The sequence below is a fragment of the Micromonospora sp. NPDC005413 genome, from assembly GCF_040606435.1.
Classification (GTDB): domain Bacteria; phylum Actinomycetota; class Actinomycetes; order Mycobacteriales; family Micromonosporaceae; genus Micromonospora.
This window is the reverse complement of the sequence record NZ_JBEXEV010000022.1, coordinates 90,528-108,098: the sequence shown is the minus strand read 5'-3', so window position 1 is coordinate 108,098 and position 17,571 is coordinate 90,528. Positions and strand designations below refer to the sequence as shown.

19 protein-coding genes and 1 riboswitch are annotated in these 17,571 nt (G+C 72.4%); of the genes, 10 read left to right on the top strand and 9 right to left on the bottom strand.

The features are described from left to right. The first annotated feature begins 268 nt into the window (after nt 1–268). The 4 genes from ABZS37_RS22020 (at nt 269) to ABZS37_RS22005 (ending at nt 3,946) form a co-directional block, all read left to right on the top strand. On the top strand, nt 269–1,534 hold the full coding sequence (locus tag ABZS37_RS22020; RefSeq protein ID WP_355171623.1) for a DUF2786 domain-containing protein: 1,266 nt from the start codon (nt 269–271) through the stop codon (nt 1,532–1,534). Between the two features lie 146 nt (nt 1,535–1,680). After that, nucleotides 1,681–2,037: a YciI family protein gene (locus ABZS37_RS22015; protein ID WP_355171642.1), complete on the top strand. Its 357-nt coding sequence runs from the start codon at nt 1,681–1,683 to the stop codon at nt 2,035–2,037. 32 nt (nt 2,038–2,069) lie between these two features. Next, a complete protein-coding gene (locus tag ABZS37_RS22010) occupies nt 2,070–3,287 on the top strand; it encodes a DUF6596 domain-containing protein (RefSeq protein ID WP_355171640.1) in 1,218 nt (405 codons plus the stop codon). A gap of 26 nt (nt 3,288–3,313) precedes the next feature. After that, the gene (locus tag ABZS37_RS22005) at nt 3,314–3,946 is read left to right on the top strand and encodes a dihydrofolate reductase family protein (RefSeq protein WP_355171621.1); all 633 of its coding nucleotides are present in this window, start codon (nt 3,314–3,316) and stop codon (nt 3,944–3,946) included. On the opposite strand, the gene ABZS37_RS22000 is transcribed toward ABZS37_RS22005, so the two are convergent. Beyond that, on the bottom strand, nt 3,928–4,530 hold the full coding sequence (locus tag ABZS37_RS22000) for an XRE family transcriptional regulator (protein ID WP_355171619.1): 603 nt from the start codon (nt 4,528–4,530) through the stop codon (nt 3,928–3,930). The genes ABZS37_RS22005 and ABZS37_RS22000 overlap by 19 nt on opposite strands. 86 nt (nt 4,531–4,616) lie before the next feature. Here ABZS37_RS22000 and ABZS37_RS21995 point away from each other — a divergent pair, with 86 nt between their 5' ends. Beyond that, nucleotides 4,617–5,252, top strand: coding sequence for a class I SAM-dependent methyltransferase (locus tag ABZS37_RS21995; protein WP_355171617.1), 636 nt, complete (start codon nt 4,617–4,619; stop codon nt 5,250–5,252). 55 nt (nt 5,253–5,307) lie between these two features. Here ABZS37_RS21995 and ABZS37_RS21990 read toward each other — a convergent pair whose 3' ends face one another. From ABZS37_RS21990 to ABZS37_RS21960, 7 genes are all read right to left on the bottom strand, one after another. Then, complete coding sequence (locus tag ABZS37_RS21990) at nt 5,308–6,777, bottom strand: alpha/beta hydrolase (protein WP_355171615.1); 1,470 nt, start codon at nt 6,775–6,777, stop codon at nt 5,308–5,310. A gap of 121 nt (nt 6,778–6,898) precedes the next feature. After that, on the bottom strand, nt 6,899–7,177 hold the full coding sequence (locus ABZS37_RS21985; protein WP_355171613.1) for a hypothetical protein: 279 nt from the start codon (nt 7,175–7,177) through the stop codon (nt 6,899–6,901). Beyond that, entirely contained in the window at nt 7,174–7,446 is a 273-nt protein-coding gene (locus tag ABZS37_RS21980; RefSeq protein WP_355171611.1) for an ArsR family transcriptional regulator, read from the bottom strand. Before ABZS37_RS21980 ends, ABZS37_RS21985 begins: the two co-directional genes overlap by 4 nt. A 162-nt stretch (nt 7,447–7,608) precedes the next feature. Next, nucleotides 7,609–7,782, bottom strand: a complete 174-nt coding sequence (locus ABZS37_RS21975; RefSeq protein WP_278137166.1) for a CsbD family protein — start codon at nt 7,780–7,782, stop codon at nt 7,609–7,611. Between the two features lie 74 nt (nt 7,783–7,856). Further along, nucleotides 7,857–10,106, bottom strand: coding sequence for a heavy metal translocating P-type ATPase (locus tag ABZS37_RS21970; RefSeq protein ID WP_355171609.1), 2,250 nt, complete (start codon nt 10,104–10,106; stop codon nt 7,857–7,859). A 12-nt stretch (nt 10,107–10,118) separates the two neighbouring features. Beyond that, on the bottom strand, nt 10,119–11,090 hold the full coding sequence (locus ABZS37_RS21965; RefSeq protein ID WP_355171608.1) for a hypothetical protein: 972 nt from the start codon (nt 11,088–11,090) through the stop codon (nt 10,119–10,121). Nucleotides 11,091–11,104: 14 nt separating this feature from the next. Beyond that, nucleotides 11,105–11,314: a copper ion binding protein gene (locus tag ABZS37_RS21960; RefSeq protein ID WP_355171607.1), complete on the bottom strand. Its 210-nt coding sequence runs from the start codon at nt 11,312–11,314 to the stop codon at nt 11,105–11,107. Nucleotides 11,315–11,468: 154 nt separating this feature from the next. On the opposite strand from ABZS37_RS21960, the gene ABZS37_RS21955 reads away from it, so the two are divergent. From ABZS37_RS21955 to ABZS37_RS21945, 3 genes are all read left to right on the top strand, one after another. After that, entirely contained in the window at nt 11,469–11,765 is a 297-nt protein-coding gene (locus tag ABZS37_RS21955; protein ID WP_088951268.1) for a metal-sensitive transcriptional regulator, read from the top strand. Between the two features lie 369 nt (nt 11,766–12,134). Continuing rightward, the gene (locus ABZS37_RS21950; RefSeq protein WP_355171605.1) at nt 12,135–13,505 is read left to right on the top strand and encodes a YibE/F family protein; all 1,371 of its coding nucleotides are present in this window, start codon (nt 12,135–12,137) and stop codon (nt 13,503–13,505) included. A gap of 166 nt (nt 13,506–13,671) precedes the next feature. Next, nucleotides 13,672–13,808, top strand: a riboswitch (cyclic di-AMP (ydaO/yuaA leader). 4 nt (nt 13,809–13,812) lie between these two features. Continuing rightward, on the top strand, nt 13,813–14,832 hold the full coding sequence (locus tag ABZS37_RS21945) for a hypothetical protein (RefSeq protein WP_355171603.1): 1,020 nt from the start codon (nt 13,813–13,815) through the stop codon (nt 14,830–14,832). Nucleotides 14,833–14,887: 55 nt separating this feature from the next. On the opposite strand, the gene ABZS37_RS21940 is transcribed toward ABZS37_RS21945, so the two are convergent. Continuing rightward, nucleotides 14,888–15,616: a carbonic anhydrase gene (locus ABZS37_RS21940; protein WP_355171601.1), complete on the bottom strand. Its 729-nt coding sequence runs from the start codon at nt 15,614–15,616 to the stop codon at nt 14,888–14,890. 227 nt (nt 15,617–15,843) lie between these two features. Between ABZS37_RS21940 and ABZS37_RS21935 the strand changes: the two genes are divergently transcribed. Further along, nucleotides 15,844–16,179 carry a MarR family winged helix-turn-helix transcriptional regulator gene (locus ABZS37_RS21935; protein WP_355171599.1) on the top strand — a complete coding sequence of 112 codons (336 nt, stop codon included), beginning with the start codon at nt 15,844–15,846 and terminating at the stop codon, nt 16,177–16,179. Between the two features lie 50 nt (nt 16,180–16,229). Continuing rightward, nucleotides 16,230–17,471: a type VII secretion-associated serine protease mycosin gene (gene mycP, locus ABZS37_RS21930; RefSeq protein WP_355171597.1), complete on the top strand. Its 1,242-nt coding sequence runs from the start codon at nt 16,230–16,232 to the stop codon at nt 17,469–17,471. Nucleotides 17,472–17,571: the final 100 nt, after the last annotated feature.

The following is a 17,571-nucleotide window of genomic DNA, read 5'->3' as shown; positions in this document are numbered from 1 at the left end:
GCCGCGCGGGCGGGCGTGCCGCCGTCCGCGCGTGGTCGCCGCGCGGGCGGGCGTGCCGCCGTCCGCGCGTGGTCGCCGCGCGGGCGGGCGTGCCGGCGTCCGTGCGTGGTCGCCGCGCGGGCGGGCGTGCCGGATGGGTGTGCGGGCGCGAGTCCGGACGGCCGACAACATCCCCGTTTCGCGTCTACGGCACCACTCGCGGCATGATCATGGAGCTGGGGCGGGCCGGAAAGCCTCGCCGGCAGCGGAACCCGAGAAGGAGGTGCCTGTGCCGGACGCGGACGAACTCGTCGCCAACGCGCTCGCGGCGGTGCGCGGCACCGACGTACGGCAAGCCGAACGGCAGCTGGACCAACTGATGGTCGGCACCGGCGCGGCGGATGGCACCACGGCGGTGGACGCGGCGCTGCTGCGCCGCCTGGTCCGCGGCCTGGGGCAGCTCTGGCGGCGCGGCTGGCAGCCGGTCGACCTGGACCGGATCACCACCCGGCGGCTCGACGCCCGCTCGGCCGGGTTGGTCCGCGACGCGATGGCCGCCCAGCGGCGCGAGCAGGCCGAGCCGGTGCCGGCCTGGTGGGACGAGCAGCTGCAGGAGTTGGCCGCCGAGGTGCGATGGGACGACGACCGGGGCGTGCTGGCGGCCTGGTCCGCTCGGGTGGGGCTAGACAGAGCCGATGCGCTCCGCGCGGCCGTGGACACCCTGGCGCTGGTGGAGAGCCTGCCGCCGATCGCGGTGCTGCGCCCGCCACCCGGGTCGAGCGGCGCGGCGACGGCCCGGTCGACCGGTACGGCCCGCAGCGGGTCGCCGATGCTGGACCGGGTACGGGCGCTGCTGGCCAAGGCCGAGTCGACGACCTTCCCGGCTGAGGCGGAGGCGCTGACGGGTAAGGCGCAGGAGCTGATCGCCCGGCACAGCATCGACGAGGCGCTGCTGGCTGCCGGGTCGGAGCGCGGCGACCTGCCCGGCGGGGTGCGCCTGAGCACCGACGCCCCGTACGCGGGCGCGAAGGCGCTGCTGGTGCAGGAGGTGGCGGCGGCGAATCGGTGCGAGGCGGTCTGGTCCGACGATCTCGGCTTCGCCACCGTGCTGGGTTGGCCGGCCGATCTGGTGGCGGTGGAGCTGCTCTACACGTCGCTGCTGGTCCAGGCCACCGCGGCGATGCTGCGGGGGCGCGCCGAGCGCCGGCCGGGGTCGGGACGGCGGACGAAGGTCTGGGACGAGTCCTTCCTCAACGCGTTCGCGCTGCGGATCGGCGAGCGGCTGCGCGCGGCCACCGAGGCGGCCACCGACGCGGCGGACCAGGCGGCGGCCGAGACGGCCGGGTCGGACCGCCTGTTGCCGGTGCTCGCCGCGCGGGGCGAGGCGGTCCGGGAGCGGCTGGACACGCTCTTCCCCGGCGTCACCCGGCACCGGCTCAGCGTCCGGGACTCCGAGGGTTGGTCGTCCGGCACCTCGGCAGCCGACCGCGCCTCACTGGACGTCAGCGGCGGACGGAAGCCCCCACAGGTCCGCGGCCGACCCGATCCCCGCTGACCCGCCCGGCGTGGGACCGCCACCGCCGGGACTTTCTGCGATTTTCTTCGGTACGCGGTAGGGAACGGGGTGACGGCTCCGACCCTCCGGTGAGCCGTGCCCCGACCGGGGTGCGACCAAGGCTGAGGAGCATCGCCGTGAAGTACATGCTGCTGATCTGGAACCGACCGGGCTTCACCGAGGAGCTTTCCGAGCAGGACCGCACCGCCCTGTTCGGCGAGGTCGACGAGATCATGAAGGAGTTGACCGAGACCGGCGAGCTGGTCGGCGGCCAGGCGCTGGCCAACCCGTCGCAGACGTTGACGGTCCGGGACGTGAACGGCAACACCGAGGTCATCGACGGGCCGTTCATGGAGAGCAAGGAGCAGTTCGCCGGCTACCTGACCGTCGACTGCGACAGCCCGCAGCGGGCCGCCGAGATCGCCGCCCGCTGGCCGGACGTACGTCACGGGGGTGCGATGGAGGTCCGCCCGATCATGGACGAGGCCGGGACGGAGATGTGACCGACGACCGGACGGTCGAGGATCTGCTGCGCATGCTCGCGCCGCAGGTCCTCGGCCTGCTGGTCCGCCGGCACGGCCAGTTCGACCGCTGCGAGGACGCGGTCCAGGAGGCACTGCTCGCCGCCGCGACGCAGTGGCCCGGGCAGGGCGTACCGGACAATCCCCGCGCCTGGCTGCTCACCGTGGCCACCCGCCGACTCACCGACGAGTGGCGCAGCGAGAGCGCTCGCCGGGACCGCGAGGTGGCGGTGGCGCTGCGCGAGCCGGCGTACGCCGCAGTGGTGCCGGCGGCCGACGCGGAGCCTGCGGCGGCGGACACCGACGACACGCTCACCCTGCTGTTCCTCTGCTGCCACCCGGCGCTGACCGGATCGGCGCAGGTGACGCTCACCCTGCGCGCGGTCGGCGGTCTCAGCACGGCCCAGATCGCCCGGGCGCACCTGGTGCCGGAGGCGACGATGAGCCAGCGGATCCGCCGGGCCAAGCAGCGGATCGAGGCCGCCGGGGCCCGGTTCACGCTGCCCGGGCCGGGTGAGCGGGCCGAGCGGCTGCAAACGGTGCTCCGCGTGCTCTACCTGATCTTCAACGAGGGGTACACCGCGTCCAGTGGCCCGGATCTGCACCGGGCCGAGTTGACCGGCGAGGCGATCCGGCTGGCCCGCATCCTGCACGGGCTGCTGCCCGACGACGGTGAGGTCGCCGGGTTGCTGGCGCTGATGCTGCTCACCGACGCGCACCGGGCGGCCCGGCTCGGCCCGGATGGGGAACTGGTGCCGCTTGCCGAGCAGGACCGCACCCGGTGGGACGCGGCCACCATCGCGGAGGGGATCACTCTGATCACCGAGGCGCTGACCTGGTCGCCACCCGGCCCGTACCAGCTCCAGGCGGCGATCGCCGCGGTGCACGCCGAGGCGCCGACGGCGGCGGAGACGGACTGGCGACAGATCGTCGCGCTCTACCGACTGCTGGGCCGGATCACACCGAACCCGATGGTCACCCTCAACCAGTCGGTGGCGGTGGCCATGGTGGACGGTCCACGGGCTGGGCTCGCCCTGCTCACACCGCTGGACGCCGACGAGCGCACCGCCGGGCACCATCGGCTCACCGCCGTCCGGGCCCACCTGCTGGAGCTGGCCGGGGAGGCCGGTGCGGCGCGGGAGGCGTACCTGACGGCGGCGCGCGGCACCACGAGTCTGCCCGAGCAGCGATACCTGGAATTGAAAGCCGCCCGGCTGGCGGCGCAACGATGAGTGGACGGGGTCGTAGAGACATGGGCATGGTGAGCAGTCAGCTGTCGATCTCACTCGACGGGTACGTGGCGGGGCCGGAGCAGAGTCGGCAGGATCCGCTGGGCCGGGGAGGCCTGCGGTTGCATGAGTGGGTCTTCGGCCTGGACACCTGGCGGGCGCAGCACGGGATGACCGGTGGCGACCGTGGTGTCGACGCGGATGTCGTCGAGGACATGACCCGCGACATCGGCGCGTACGTCATGGGTCGGCGGATGTTCGGCGGCGGCGACGGCGACTGGGACTGGGACGAGACCTGGCAGGGCTGGTGGGGCGACGATCCGCCGTTCCGTACCCCGGTGTTCGTGCTCAGCCACCACCCCCGAACGCCGCTGGTGATGCGCGGCGGCACCGAATTCCGATTCGTCACCGACGGGATCGAGTCGGCGCTGCGGCAGGCACGAGAGGCCGCGGGCGACCGGCGGGTGTCGATCGCCGGCGGGGCGAGCACTGTGCGGCAGTACCTGGCCGCCGGGCTGATCGACACCCTCCAGCTGCACCTGGTGCCGATCGTGCTCGGGGGCGGCGAGCGGCTCTTCGACGGCATCGCGCCGCGCTTGGAGCAGACCGCGGTGGTGGCCGGGCCGACCGTGACGCACCTGAGCTACCGCGTCCTCCGCTGATCGGCTTTCGGTGCGGCGCGGACGTGCGCGCGTTCGCCCTGTTTGCCGATCAGGCTGAGGAACTCGACGGGACCGGAGCCGGTGGCCCCGAACCAGTGCGGGGTGCGGGTGTCGAACTCCGCGGCTTCCCCGGGCTTGAGGATGAGATTGTGCTCGCCGAGCACCAGGCGCAGCGTGCCGTTGAGGACGTAGACCCAGTCGTGACCCTCGTGGGTGCGCAGGTCGGGTTCGCGGTCGTCGGCACCGGCCGGGAGGACGTACTTGTAGGCCTGGATGCCTCCGGGCCGACGGGTCAGGGGCACGATTGTCGATCCGTCGCTGCACGCGATGGGGCGCAGGTTGATGCGGGGATCGCCGGTTGGTGGCGCGCCGACGAGTTCGTCGAGCGTCACGCCGTGGACACGAGCGAGCGGCAGGAGCTGCTCGAGCGTGGGGCGTCGCAGGCCCGCTTCGAGCCTGGAGAGCGTGCTGGCGGAGATGCCGGTCTCCTCGGCGAGGTCGGTGAGTGTGAGGTCGCGGCGGAGCCGAAGGTGCTTCAACCTCGGGCCGACAGCGTCGAGCGTGCGGTCCGGTCCATCGTCCATGCCCTCATTTTGCCATTTGGCAAGATGCTTTGCGTCTCGCTCTCGTGCCCGCCACTGTCGTTGGTGACAGGCGAAGGAGCAGCCAGATGACCGAGCAGCACGATTTCGACAAGGACTACTGGGAGCGGCACTGGCAGCAGGCGCACCGCGACAGGCCCGGGGCCGGTGGTGCCCCGCACCCGTATCTCGCCCACGAAGCCAGCAGCCTGGTGCCGGGCACGGCATTGGATGCCGGGTGCGGCACCGGTGCGGAGGCCATCTGGCTCGCCTCCCAGGGCTGGCAGGTCACCGCTGTCGACATCGCGTCCGACGCCCTCGCTGTCGCCGCCGAGCGCGCGACGAACAGCGCGGTGTCCGAGCGCGTGCGATGGGTGGAAGCGGACCTGACGGCCTGGGACCCAGGTGTGCGGTTCGATCTGGTCACGACCCACTACGCGCACCCCGCGATGCCGCAACTGGCCTTCTACGACCGCATCTCCGCGTGGGTGGCGCCCGGCGGCACACTCCTGATCGTCGGGCATCTGCACACCCCGGGAGCGCACGGGCACGGGCACCACCCTCCCGTCGAGGCATCGGTCACCCTCGCGGACATCACCGCGGGCCTGGACGGCACCACCTGGGAGATCACCACCGCGGAGGAGCACCACCGCACGGTGACCGGCCCCGGGGGGCAGGACAACCTGCTGCACGACGTCGTCGTACGCGCCACACGACGCCCCTGAGCACACCGCCGCCGGCCGCCGGGTAGATCTGACCACCCGACGGCCGACGGTGCGGTCACACGTCGATGGCCGGGCAGCTGGCGCCCCGGGTCGGCACCACCTGATCGATCAGGTAGGAGTCGACGGCTCGTCCCACGCACGGGCTGGTGGTGTAGCTCCCGTGCCCCCACCCCTGGTAGGTGAGCAGCACGCCGTGTCTGCCCAACTGCCGCGCCACGCTCGTGGCCCAGTTGTACCCGCTCGCCGGGTCGTGCACGGTGGCGGCGATCAGCAGCGGCACGTCGCTGCGGACCCGCAGCCGGTGCTGCGGGTTGGCGACCGGCGTCGGGGTGCCCAGGCAGGTGGACAGGGCGAACAGGGCCGGCGGGTAGCGCAGGTCCGGCGCGAGCCGGACCGTCCGACGCAGGTGTCCGGCGTACTCCCGGTAGTCGCGGACGGGCAGGCTCCAGTCCTGGCAGAAGACCGCGAACGGGTACGGAGCCACGGCGTCGACGGTCGACTCGGCATCGGCATCGGCATCGGCCGAGAGTGCCGTGGTCGACGAGGTGGAGGCGTCCATCTTGCCGAGCCACTCGGCCAGCCCCGGCCACCGCCAGGTGTCGTAGAGCTTCTTGTGGGCGAGCCGGCTCAGCTCGAACGGGGCGAGCGCCGCCCCGGCCCGGTCCGGGTCGGTCAGCGTGCCACGCTCGGCCCGGGTGTGCAGGCCGGCCCAGATCGCACGGACATCCCGATCATGCAGGACGCAGTCGGCGGAGCGGGCACACCAGGCCAGGAACTCGTCGAACGCGCCCTCCGCGGTGACGGCCTGGGTGTCGAGGAAGGCGCGAGTGCCGACGCTGTGGTCCATGGCGGCCTCCAGCACCACGGCTCGGACCCGGTCGGGGTACAGCTCCGCGTACCGCTCGCCGAGCAGGGTGCCGTACGAGCTGCCGTGGAAGGTCAGCTTCCGCTCGCCGAGCGCGGCGCGGACCGCGTCGAGGTCACGGGCGGCACTGGTCGTGTCCACGTGGTCGTAGAGCGGCCCGGTGCGGGCCCGGCAGTCGGCCCGCAGCAGAGCGTTGCCGGCCAGTGTGGCGTCGAACTGAGCCTGGTCGGCGATCAGCTGCGGCTGCTGGGCGAGCAGGTCCCGTGCGCAGACCACCGGATGGCTTCCGCCGGTGCCGCGCGGGTCGAAGCTGACGATGTCGAACCGGCGGCGCAGATCGTCGCTGAACCGGGAACTGCCGGTCACCACCCGGTCGACCCCGCTGTCGCCCGGCCCGCCGGGGCCGAACACCAGCGACCCCTTGCGGGCACTGGGGTCGGTGGCGACCCGGCGAGCCAACGCCAGGTCGAAGCGCTCCCCCCGGGGTCGGTTCCAGTCGACCGGCAGCGACAGGGTGCCGCACTCGGCGGTGGCGTCGCCGGGGCAGGGTCGCCAGTCGATGGCGGTTCGCGCGGCGGCCGGGCTCGCCGGGGTCAGCCCGACGGCCGTGAGGGCCAGGGCGACCGCCCAGCCGACGGCGGATTTGCGTACGCGCAGCATGGGGTGCTGTCCTCTCCTTGAAGGAGCGTTACCGGTGAATCTCGCCCGCTGGGCGAGGTGATGCTGCTTCCACCCGGGCCGTCGAGTAGCCGCTCGACGGCCCGGGACCTTTCGTCGACAGTCAGTCGACAACGCTCAGGACGCGTTCGAGCGTGGTCATCCGGGTCTCCATCCCGCCCAGCCGGCCGTTCATCGCCGCGAGCAGTCGGGCGTTCTCCGCCTGGGCCTGAGCGGCCGTCTCGGCGAGCCGGCGGTAGTCGTCCGCGCGGGCCGATTCGAGCCGGGCCCGCCGGGTCTTGGCGAGCTGGACGACGGTCACCGTGAACACGCTGATCAGCAGGGCGAAGATGCCGATCGCGCCGACCACCTCGGTCCAGTCGTGGTCGCTCATGCCGGTCATCGTGCCGCTCCTGGCTGCGCGGCCGAGTTGGGCACGGTCAGCGTCTCGGCCGCCGCCGCGATGATCTCGGGGGTGAGTGTGAGCACGAACGGCTCCACCTCGTAGTGGTTCATGGCCTTCCCGTCCTCCGACAACTCCAGGCGGGCGGTGACCAGCCCGGCCGCCGCCAGCTTCCGTGGGTGGACCTGCAACAGCGCGCGGCTGATGCCCAACTGCCGGGCCAGCACCCGGACCAGGGCGTCGCCGGTCGGCGGTGGAGCACTGCCCATAACCAGCCCTTGCGCATGCAAAGGGAAGTTAGCAGGTAAGGGCGCGCAGCGGTGAAAGCGGCAGCGGAATCAGGGGTTTCTCAGGGTCACGGTCAGGGCCGGACACACAGCACGCCGGGCCGGTGATTGATCACCGGCCCGGCGTGCGGGTTACGTCGTACGTCAGCTCTTGAAGGCGTCCTTGATCTTCTCGCCCGCCTGCTTGAGCTTGGCGGTGGACTGGTCAGCGCGACCCTCCGCCTCCAGCTGCTCGTTGTCGGTGGCCCGACCGGCGCCTTCCTTCAGCTTGCCGGCCGCGTCCTCGCTGGCGTTGTTGATCTTGTCGTCGAATCCCATTGCCAACCTCCATCGCAAGCGTCGCTACGAACTCAGAGGTACCCCGGCCGTCACCGGTCCAACCATTACCACCGTCACAGATCGGCGGTGGCCGGACGGAACCGGCGCAGCCGCAGACTGTTGGCCACCACGAAGACCGAGGACAGCGCCATCGTGGCGCCAGCGATCATCGGGTTGAGCAGCCCGGCGGCGGCCAACGGCAGGGCCGCCACGTTGTAGCCGAACGCCCAGAACAGGTTGCCGCGAATGATGCCGAGCGTGCGTCGGGCCAACCGGATGGCGTCCACGGCGGCGTCCAGGTCGCCCCGGACGAGCGTGAGGTCGGAGGCCTCGATCGCCACGTCGGTGCCGGTGCCTATGGCCAGCCCGAGGTCGGCCTGGGCCAGCGCCGGGGCGTCGTTGACCCCGTCACCGACCATCGCCACCGAGCGCCCCTGGGCCTGAAGCCGCTTGACCACGTCGACCTTGCCGGCCGGCAGCACCTCGGCGATCACCTCGTCGATGCCCACCTCGGCCGCGACCGCGCGGGCCACGGTGGTGTTGTCCCCGGTCAGCAGGACCGGGGTGAGCCCCAGCGCGCGCAGCCGGGCCACCGCCGCCCGACTGGTCGGCCGGACCACGTCGGCGACCGCGAGCACGCCCCGGGCCCGCCCGTCCCAGCCGGCGACGATCGCCGTACGGCCGGCGGCCTCCGCGTCGCTCACGGCCCACTCGACCTCCGGCGGTACGTCGATCCCGCGCTCACGCAGCAGCCCGGGTCGGCCGACCAGCACGTCCCGCCCGTCAACCGTGGCGGTCACGCCCAGCCCTTCGAGGTTGCGGAAGCCGGTCACCGGGGGCAGCGCGCCGGCCTCGGCGGCACCCGCGGCGACCGCACGGGCGATCGGGTGCTCGGAGGCGGCCTCCACCGCGCCGACGAGCCGGAGCAGCTCGGCCCGGTCCTCGCCGCTCGCCGGCACCACGTCCACCAGGGTCATCCGGCCGGTCGTCACGGTGCCGGTCTTGTCCAGCACCACGGTGTCCACCCGCCGGGTCGACTCCAGCACCTCCGGCCCCTTGATCAGAACGCCGAGCTGAGCACCCCGGCCGGTGCCGACCAGCAGCGCGGTCGGGGTGGCCAGGCCGAGCGCGCAGGGGCAGGCGATGATCAGTACGGCCACCGCGGCGGTGAACGCGGCGGTCGGGCCGGCCCCGGTGCCGAGCCACCAGCCGAGCGTGCCGACGGCCAGCGTGATGACGATCGGCACGAAGACGCCGGAGATCCGGTCCGCCAGACGCTGCACGGCCGCCTTGCCGCTCTGCGCCTGCTCGACCAGGTCTGCCATCCGGGCGAGCTGGGTGTCCGCGCCGACCCGGGTGGCGGTGACGACCAGCCGCCCGCCCGCGTTGATGGTGGCGCCGACCACGCCGTCGCCCGGGCCTACCTCGACCGGCACCGACTCACCGGTGAGCATGCTGGCGTCGACGGCGGAGGTGCCCTCGTCGACCACCCCGTCAGTGGCGATCTTCTCCCCGGGGCGGACCACGAACCGGTCACCGACGGCGAGCCGGTCCACCGGGATCAGGGTCTCCACCCCGTCACGCAGCACCGCCACCTCCTTGGCCCCGAGTTCGAGCAGGGAGCGCAGGGCGGCACCTGCGGTCCGCTTGGATCGGGCCTCGAAGTAGCGGCCGGCCAGGATGAACACGGTCACCCCGGCGGCGGCCTCCAGGTAGATGTTGCCGGCGCCGTCGGTGCGGGTGATGTCGAAGCGGAACGGGTGCGTCATCCCGGGCATTCCGGCGTCACCGAGGAAGAGTGCCCAGAGCGACCAGCCGAACGCGGCCAGGGTGCCGAGCGAGACCAGCGTGTCCATGGTTGCCGCGCCGTGCCGCAGGTTGGTCCAGGCGGCCCGGTGGAACGGCAGCCCACCCCAGACCACCACCGGGGCGGCCAGGGTCAGCGACAGCCACTGCCAGTAGTCGAACTGCCAGGCCGGGACCATGGCCAGCAGGACCACCGGCAGGCTGAGTGCCACCGAAACCCAGAGCCGGGTACGCGGGCCCTTCAGCGGATCCACCGGCTCCTCGGTGGTGGCGGGCGGCGACGGCGGTGCGGCCGTGTAGCCGGTCTTCCGCACGGTCTCGATCAGGTCGTCCGGCGTAACGCCGTCGGAGTACCGGACGGTCGCCTTCTCGGTGGCGTAGTTGACGGTGGCGCTCACCCCGTCCATCCGGTTGAGCTTCTTTTCGATCCGGGCGGCGCAGGCGGCGCAGGTCATGCCGCCGATCGCCAACTGGATCCGGTTCGGCACCGCAGGCAACGGTCTACTGGTGGTGGTCATCGTCTGGTCCCGTCAGTTGTGCCCGTGCCCGGGGGTGCCGTGGTCGGCGCCGCCGGTCGGTGCGGGTCCGCTGGGGTCGCCCCCGGTCGGCGGGGCGTCGGCCGTTGGAGTGCCGGCCGGGGGAGTGCCGGTGACGACGGTGAACTCCGCGGTGTGCACCGTCCCGCCGTGCCGGAAGTCGAGGTAGAGCCGGTAGCTGCCGGCCGAGGGCACCTCGGCGAGGAAGGTGACGGCCGGGCCGGGTTGGGTCCGCCCGTCGCCGGGCGTTCCGTCCGGGTGCACATGCAGGTACGCCAGGTCGCCCCGGCGCAGTGCCACCAGGTGCCCGTACGCGCCCAGGTAGGGCTCAAGGTCGGTGACCGGCTGCCCGTCCCGGTTGACGGTCAGGGTGAACGGTGACGTGCGGCCGGGCGTCGGCGCACCGGTCAGGGTGACCGTGTAGCCGTCGACGGTGGTGCTGGTCGCCGGAGCGGGCAGCGGCCGTTCGGTCAGCTCACCGGGGACGGTCACGTCCACGCCGAGGGTCAGCGGCTCGCCCCCGGTCGGGGTGAAGTCGGCGAACGCCCGCCACTGCCCGGGGCCGGCCAGCGGGGTGTCGACCCGCCAGGTGCCGTCCGGGGCCAGATCGGGGTGCACGTGACGGAAGCCGGAGAGGTCCCGTCGGGCGACGATCAGGTGCATCCGCTTGTCGTGCGCCACGTCGTACCGGGTCACCGGGCGCCCGTCCGGCCCGGTCACCCGGAAGGCGAACTCGTCGGCCGGGGCGTCGACCGGTTCGAGGGTGTAGCCGCGGTCGGAGACCAGCAGGCCGCCGGGGAGCCGGTCGGTCGCCTCGTCGTGCTCCCCTGTCGCGTGGACGGCACCGCCGTCGTGCCGGCTGTCGGCGACCGGGGCGGGGTCGACCAGCCGGCCGACCCCGTAGGTCGCGCCGAAGACCGCCGCCAGACCTACGACGAACCCGGCCAATCTCGTCACGGTGCGCATGCCGGCCCCTCCGATCACGCGTCGACGAGGTCGTAGCCGGCCTCGTCGACAGCGGCCCGGACAACCCCGGTGTCCAGCGGCTGGTCGCTGCTGACGGTGACCCGGCCGGCCGCGAGGTCGACCTGGACGTCACGCACGCCCTCAATGGCACCGACCTCGGCGCTCACCGCGCTGACGCAGTGCCCACAGGTCATGCCCTGCACCTGGTATGTCGTGTTGATCATCGGAACGTCCCCCTTCGCCGCCTCCGAAGCCTATACCCCCAGGGGGTAAGCCGAAGGCGGACCTCTGCCCTTGCACGTTACCGGTACCCGGTGGGGGTATCCGGCGAGAAGACGACCGTACCATACCCCCCAGGGGTACGCTATCCTTGTCGACATGACCGCACCCACCCCGATCCGCGGGTACACCGCCAGCAAGGACCAGCTGCTCACGCGGCTCCGTCGCGTCGAGGGGCAGGTCCGCGGCATCGAGAAGATGGTCGACGACGACCGCTACTGCATCGACGTGCTCACCCAGATCTCCGCAATCCAGGCCGCACTCGACAAGGTGGCGCTGGGGTTGCTCGACGGGCACGCCCGGCACTGCATGCACGAGGGGGCGGCCGAGGGCCGGGCCGACGAGATGGCCACCGAGATGATGGCGGCAGTCGGCCGGTTGATGAAGCGCGGCTGACAGCCCTCAGTCCGGCGCCGGGTCGAGACGGACCCGGCGCAGCAACTGCGCGTTGAGCGCCACCACGTTGTGGCCCGCCACCCAGGCCCGGCTCCGCCGGTTCGACCACCCGACACTCCGTCGCGACCTGCAACCCCGGGGCGCGCTGGTTAGCATCTTCCACGATGACCCTCCGTATGCCGCTGCACAGCCGGGCACCGGCGCCACCACGACGTGGCGCCTTCGGCCGACCGGGCCGGGCACTGACCGTCCGTGATCGAGCGGTCGGCAGCCAGCGATTTGCCGCACCTCTCGCCGCGTTTCCACGGCAACGGTGAACCGACCGGCCCGCTGACCCGTACCCCGCACCGGATCGTTGGGAGTCTCGCCTTGGGTTCCGACCACACCCACCCCGCTCCGTCCGCCCCGCCCCGGGTACGACGGATCCTCGTCATGACGGTGGTGCCCCTCTTCGTCGCCACCGTGCTCGCCGCCGCGCTGCTCTGGCCGCGCGGCGGGTCCCCGCAGACCGACGGCGGAGCGGACGTGCCGCGCTACCCCGGCACGGTGACCCGGGTGGTGACCGAGCCGTGCCCGCCGGTGCCGTCGAGCCCCGAGGGCACACCGAGGGTCGGTGCCGGGCCGTGCGGCACGGTCGACGTCCGGGTGGACGACGGGCCGACCGCCGGCCAGCAGGTGCGGACACCGGTGCCCGACGGGCCCGGCGCGCCCCGGGTCGAGGTCGGCGACGAGGTCATCCTGGTCGAGCTGACCGATCCGACCGATCCCACCACCAGCAACTGGAACATCGCCGAGCATCAGCGCGGCACCCCGATGGTGTGGCTGGCGGTGGTCTTCGCCGCCGCGATCGTCGCCTTCGGTCGGTGGCGGGGCCTGGCGGCGCTCGCCGGGCTGGCCGCCAGCTTCGCCATCCTGCTCACCTTCGTGCTGCCAGGCATCGGCGCAGGCAAATCACCCCTGCTGATGGCGGTGGTCGGCGCGGCCCTCATCATGTTCGTGGTGCTCTATCTGACGCACGGGGTCACCGCGCAGACCTCGGTCGCGGTGCTCGGCACCCTGGGGAGCCTGGTGCTGACCGGTGTGCTCGCCACCATCGCCACGGCCGCAACCCACCTCACCGGCTTCGGCAGCGAGGATGCGACGACACTGTCGATGTTCCAGGGCGACGTGGACCTGCACGGCCTGCTGCTCGCCGGGATCATCATCGGCTCGCTCGGGGTGCTCGACGACGTGACGGTCACCCAGGCGGCCACCGTCACCGAGCTGGCGAACGCGAACCCCGGGCTGACCCGGTTGCAGCTGTACCGTGCGGCCACCCGGGTCGGCCGCGCGCACATCGCCTCCACTGTCAACACCATCGTGCTGGCGTACGCGGGCGCGTCGCTACCCCTGCTGCTCCTGCTCACCGCCGACTCGCGGCCGATCGGGCAGATCCTCACCAGCGAGTTCCTCGCGCAGGAGATCGTCCGCAGCGCGGTGGCCACACTCGGTCTGATCGCCGCCGTGCCACTGACCACCGGGCTGGCCGCGGTGGTGACCGCCGCCGGGCGCACGGATGCCCCTCCGTCCGCCGACGCTCCCGCCCCGCGACCTCAGCCGGCCCGGGCGGAGGCACTGGCCGCATTCATCTCACCGCGAACAGGCCGACCCGGCGAGCCGGATCCGACGCGGACCCCACCCCCACCCACCGCCACCGACCGGTGGCCGGAGTCGAACAGGAGCACAGATACGGCATGGTGACACTCCTCAGCGTGACCAGTTTGGGCATCCGCCCTGAGAACCGCGTCACTGGTCACTCAACGCCATGGCGAAATGACACTTTTGGTCGACATCAAGGCGTAGCTCACCAGGCCGGCTCTCGGGTAACCTCGCTGCCGGTTACCGATGAAGGCGCGAAGCGGCGCCTGCGGTGCCACCGCCCAATCGCCAACCGGCGAGCCGGGGACCCAGGTACGCGTACGTGGGGTGAATCCGCGTCAGCGGTAGGGGCCACTTCCGCCCCGAACCCGTCAGCTAACCCGGTCGGCGGTCGACGGAAGGGAACATTGTGACGGCACCCCTACGCCGCTGGTTGACACCCGTGGTGGCCGTGATCGCCGCACTGACCGTGCTCGCCGGGCCCCTCCCGGCCCATGCCGCCCCGACGACCCCCACACCGTCCGGGCACGAGGAGGACGGCGAGCCCCAACTGCTCAACGACGTCATCGAGCAGGCCAACCGCGACTACTCCGCCGCCAAGTCCAAGCTGGACAAATCCAAGAAGCGACAGCAGGAGTTGGCGCTGGAGGTCGACCGGGCCAAGGCCGACCTGGACGCGCTGGCCCCACAGGTCGGGCAGATCGCCGCCCAGGCGTACCGGACCGGTCGGATCGGCGCGATCGCGATGCTGCTGGAGAGCGACGCCCCCGACTCGTTCGTCCAGCGCGCCTCGGTGCTCGACGAGATGAACATGGTCAACGAGAAGAAGCTCTCCGAGGTCAACACGGTGAAGGCCCGCGCCGAGCAGGCCAAGCTGGCCCTCGACACGGAGGTCCGCGAACAGCAGAAGCAGACCGCCCTGATGGCGAAGCGGAAGAGCGAGGCGGACAAGGCGCTCTCCCTGGTCGGCGGAAAGGGCTTCACCGGCGGCCTGGTGGATGCCACCTCGCCCGTCGCCCGCATCGGCCCGGGTCGCACGTCGGACGGTGACTGGAAGCCCCAGTCGTGCAGCGAGAACGACCCCACCACGTCCGGCTGCGTCACGCCTCGCACCCTGCACGCGTACAAGGAGGTCAAGCGGGCCGGCTTCAGCCGGTTCGTCGGCTGCTACCGCTCCGGCGGGCCGTGGGAGCACCCGAAGGGCCGCGCCTGCGACTGGTCGCTGCAGAAGAGCGGCTTCGCCCCGTGGCACAACGAGGACACCCGGACGTACGGCAACAACGTCGCCGCGTTCCTCATCCGGAACGCCGACCGGCTCGGCATCTACTACGTGATCTGGAACCGGCAGATCTGGTTCCCGGCGACCGGGTGGAGTTCGTACAGCGGGCCGTCGAACCACACCGACCACGTCCACATGTCGCTGCTCTGACCCGCACGATCCCCCGTCGAGGGCCGTTCCGCGTCGCGGGGCGGCCCTCGACGCGTCAGGCGACGGCGGACGCGGCCGGGTCGGTCGACCCCGCCGGCACGTCGAGCGTCGCGAAGCCGGCCGGCACGGCGGCCACCGGGCGCACCGCTCCGGCGGCGAGCCGATACGACACGCCCACGACCGCGCACCGCCCCTGCGCCACCTCGTCGGCCAGCACGGGCGACTGCCCCAGCAGCGTCTCGACCGTCTGCGCGATGTGGATGTCGACGATGTCGTCGATGTCGTCCACGCCCTCGGCTTCGGCCCGGCGCAGGCTGGGCAGCACGGCGTCGACCACCGCCCGCAGGTGCCCACGAGGTGGGGTGCCGGTCGCCACGACCTCCCGGGCCGCCTGCACCGCGCCACACGAGTCGTGGCCGAGCACCACCACCAGCGGGGTGCCGAGCACGGTCACCGCGTACTCCACGCTGCCGAGCACCTCCGGGCCGGCGGTGTGCCCGGCCGTACGGACCACGAACAGGTCACCCAGCCCTCGGTCGAAGATGATCTCGGCGGCCAGGCGGGAGTCGGAGCAGCCGACGATCACCGCGAACGGGTGCTGCCCGTCGGCCACGGCAGCACGGTGCCCCGCATCCTGATTGGGATGGCGTGGGGCACCGCTGACGAAGCGTTGGTTGCCGGCGGTCAGCTCGGCGTACGCCCGGGTCGGCTCGCTGGGCGCAGACGCCCGGTCGGTGGTCCGCTGCGGACCCGGCTGCCCACCGGGTGTCCCGGGTTGACTCATCCCCGCACCTCGTCTTCACGCATCTGACCTGGTCAACCGACTCTTCAGCCGGTTCTACGGCGGGCGCTGGCCCGCGCTCCACCGTCACACGCACCGTAAGTCGCGTCAAGGTATGCGTGATATAGATTTCATACGTTGACCCCGGTCCGACCCTGGGTAACGTCCCGAGGGCAGGGCGGACGAGACTCCCCTGCGGGCAGGGCGGACATCCGGAGGGGCGGTCAACGATGGCGAGCACGGCGACGGGCGACACCGGTGGCGGACGGAACTGGACATTCCTCACCAACCACGGCCACGTTCTGCTGGCCATCGGCCGCGATCCCACCGCCCGGCTGCGCGACGTCGCGGCCGAGGTCGGCGTGACCGAACGGGCCGCCCAGGCCATCGTCGCCGACCTGGAGGCGGACGGCTACCTGCACCGCACCCGCGTCGGGCGGCGTAACGAATACACCCTCAACCCGGCCGGCCGGTTCCGGCACCCCGCCGAGGCCGACCGCCAGGTCGGTGACCTACTCGCGCTGTTCGCCGAGACACCCACCGCGGAGGCGACCCCTCGGGGCTGACCGTCGTCGCCGGGCCGCTGCCCGACGCGGCACAGCGGTAATCTCTGCGGGTGCGCGAATGCCCGCCGTTGAGCGCGATCAACCCGTCCCCTCGTGCCGGACGTGCTGTCCGAGCCGTCCTCAGTGGAACGCTGGCGGCCCTGCTCGGCGCCGGCCTGGTGGCACCCTCCCCGGCGACCGCGGCACCGCCCGCCTGCGGCCCAGCCGGTGAGGAGGGCCTGGCCGAGATGCCGTGGGCTCTGCGCCGGCTGGAGCCGTCCTCGGCGTGGCCGCTGTCCCGAGGTGCCGGAGTGACAGTGGCAGTGATCGACTCCGGGGTCTCCGCCACCCACCCGCTCCTCAAGGGTCAGGTGCTCGCGGGCCGCGACTTCAACAATCTGCCGGCCAGCCAGGGCCAGTGCGACATGGCCGGACACGGCACGATGATCGCCGGCATCATCGCGGGCCGGGAGGGCACGGGCGTTCCGTTCAGCGGCATCGCCCCGGCTGCCCGCATCCTGCCGATCCGGGTTCTGCCGGACCTCAAGGAAACCAACGACCTGCAACTTCCCGCGCAGATCGCCGCGGCCATCGACTGGGCGGTCGCGCAGGGCGCCGACGTGATCAACCTGTCCCTGACGACCATTCCCGGCCCCGAACTGACGGCGGCCGTGGAGCGCGCACTGGCCAAGCGGGTGGTGCTGGTCGCTGCCGCCGGCAACCGCAAGGATGGGCAGCAGGACAGGCCCGGGTACCCGGCCGCGTACCCCGGGGTTATCGCTGTCGGTGGGGTGGACGAGCAGGGCGGTCACGTGGGCACCTCGATCAGCGGCGACTACGTCGACATCGCCGCACCGGGGTTGAACATCATCGGACCGGCGCCGAGGGGGCCTGGTTACCGCGCCGAGCCGACCGGCGGCACCAGCTTCGCCGCCGCGTACGTCACGGGAGTGGCCGCGCTGGTCCGGGCCGCCTACCCGGATCTCAATCCGCAGCAGGTCGCCGAACGGCTGGAACGCACTGCGGACAACCCACCGGACGGCCACAACGCCGACATCGGTTACGGGGTGGTCAATCCGTACCGGGCGGTGTCGAGCCTGCTGGGCACCCGGGCGAACCCGCCCGCCGGCGCGATCCAGGCGCCCGTCGTGCATGACGACCCGCTGAGCTGGCAACGTTCCGCCGCGATCTGGGCGGCGGCGATCGGTGGGCTGCTCACCGTGCTGCTGCTGATCGCGCGACCGATCGTGGCCCGTGGCCGCCAGCGCGGCTGGCGCCCCGGCCGACGCACCGACTCACCGGCCGCCGGCTGACCGACGCCGCGCAGCGCACTGTCGCCGCGCTGCTGTGCCGACGCCAACGCAATGCGGCTCCGGCCCGGGTTAACCGGACCGGAGCCGCATGGGCGAATGC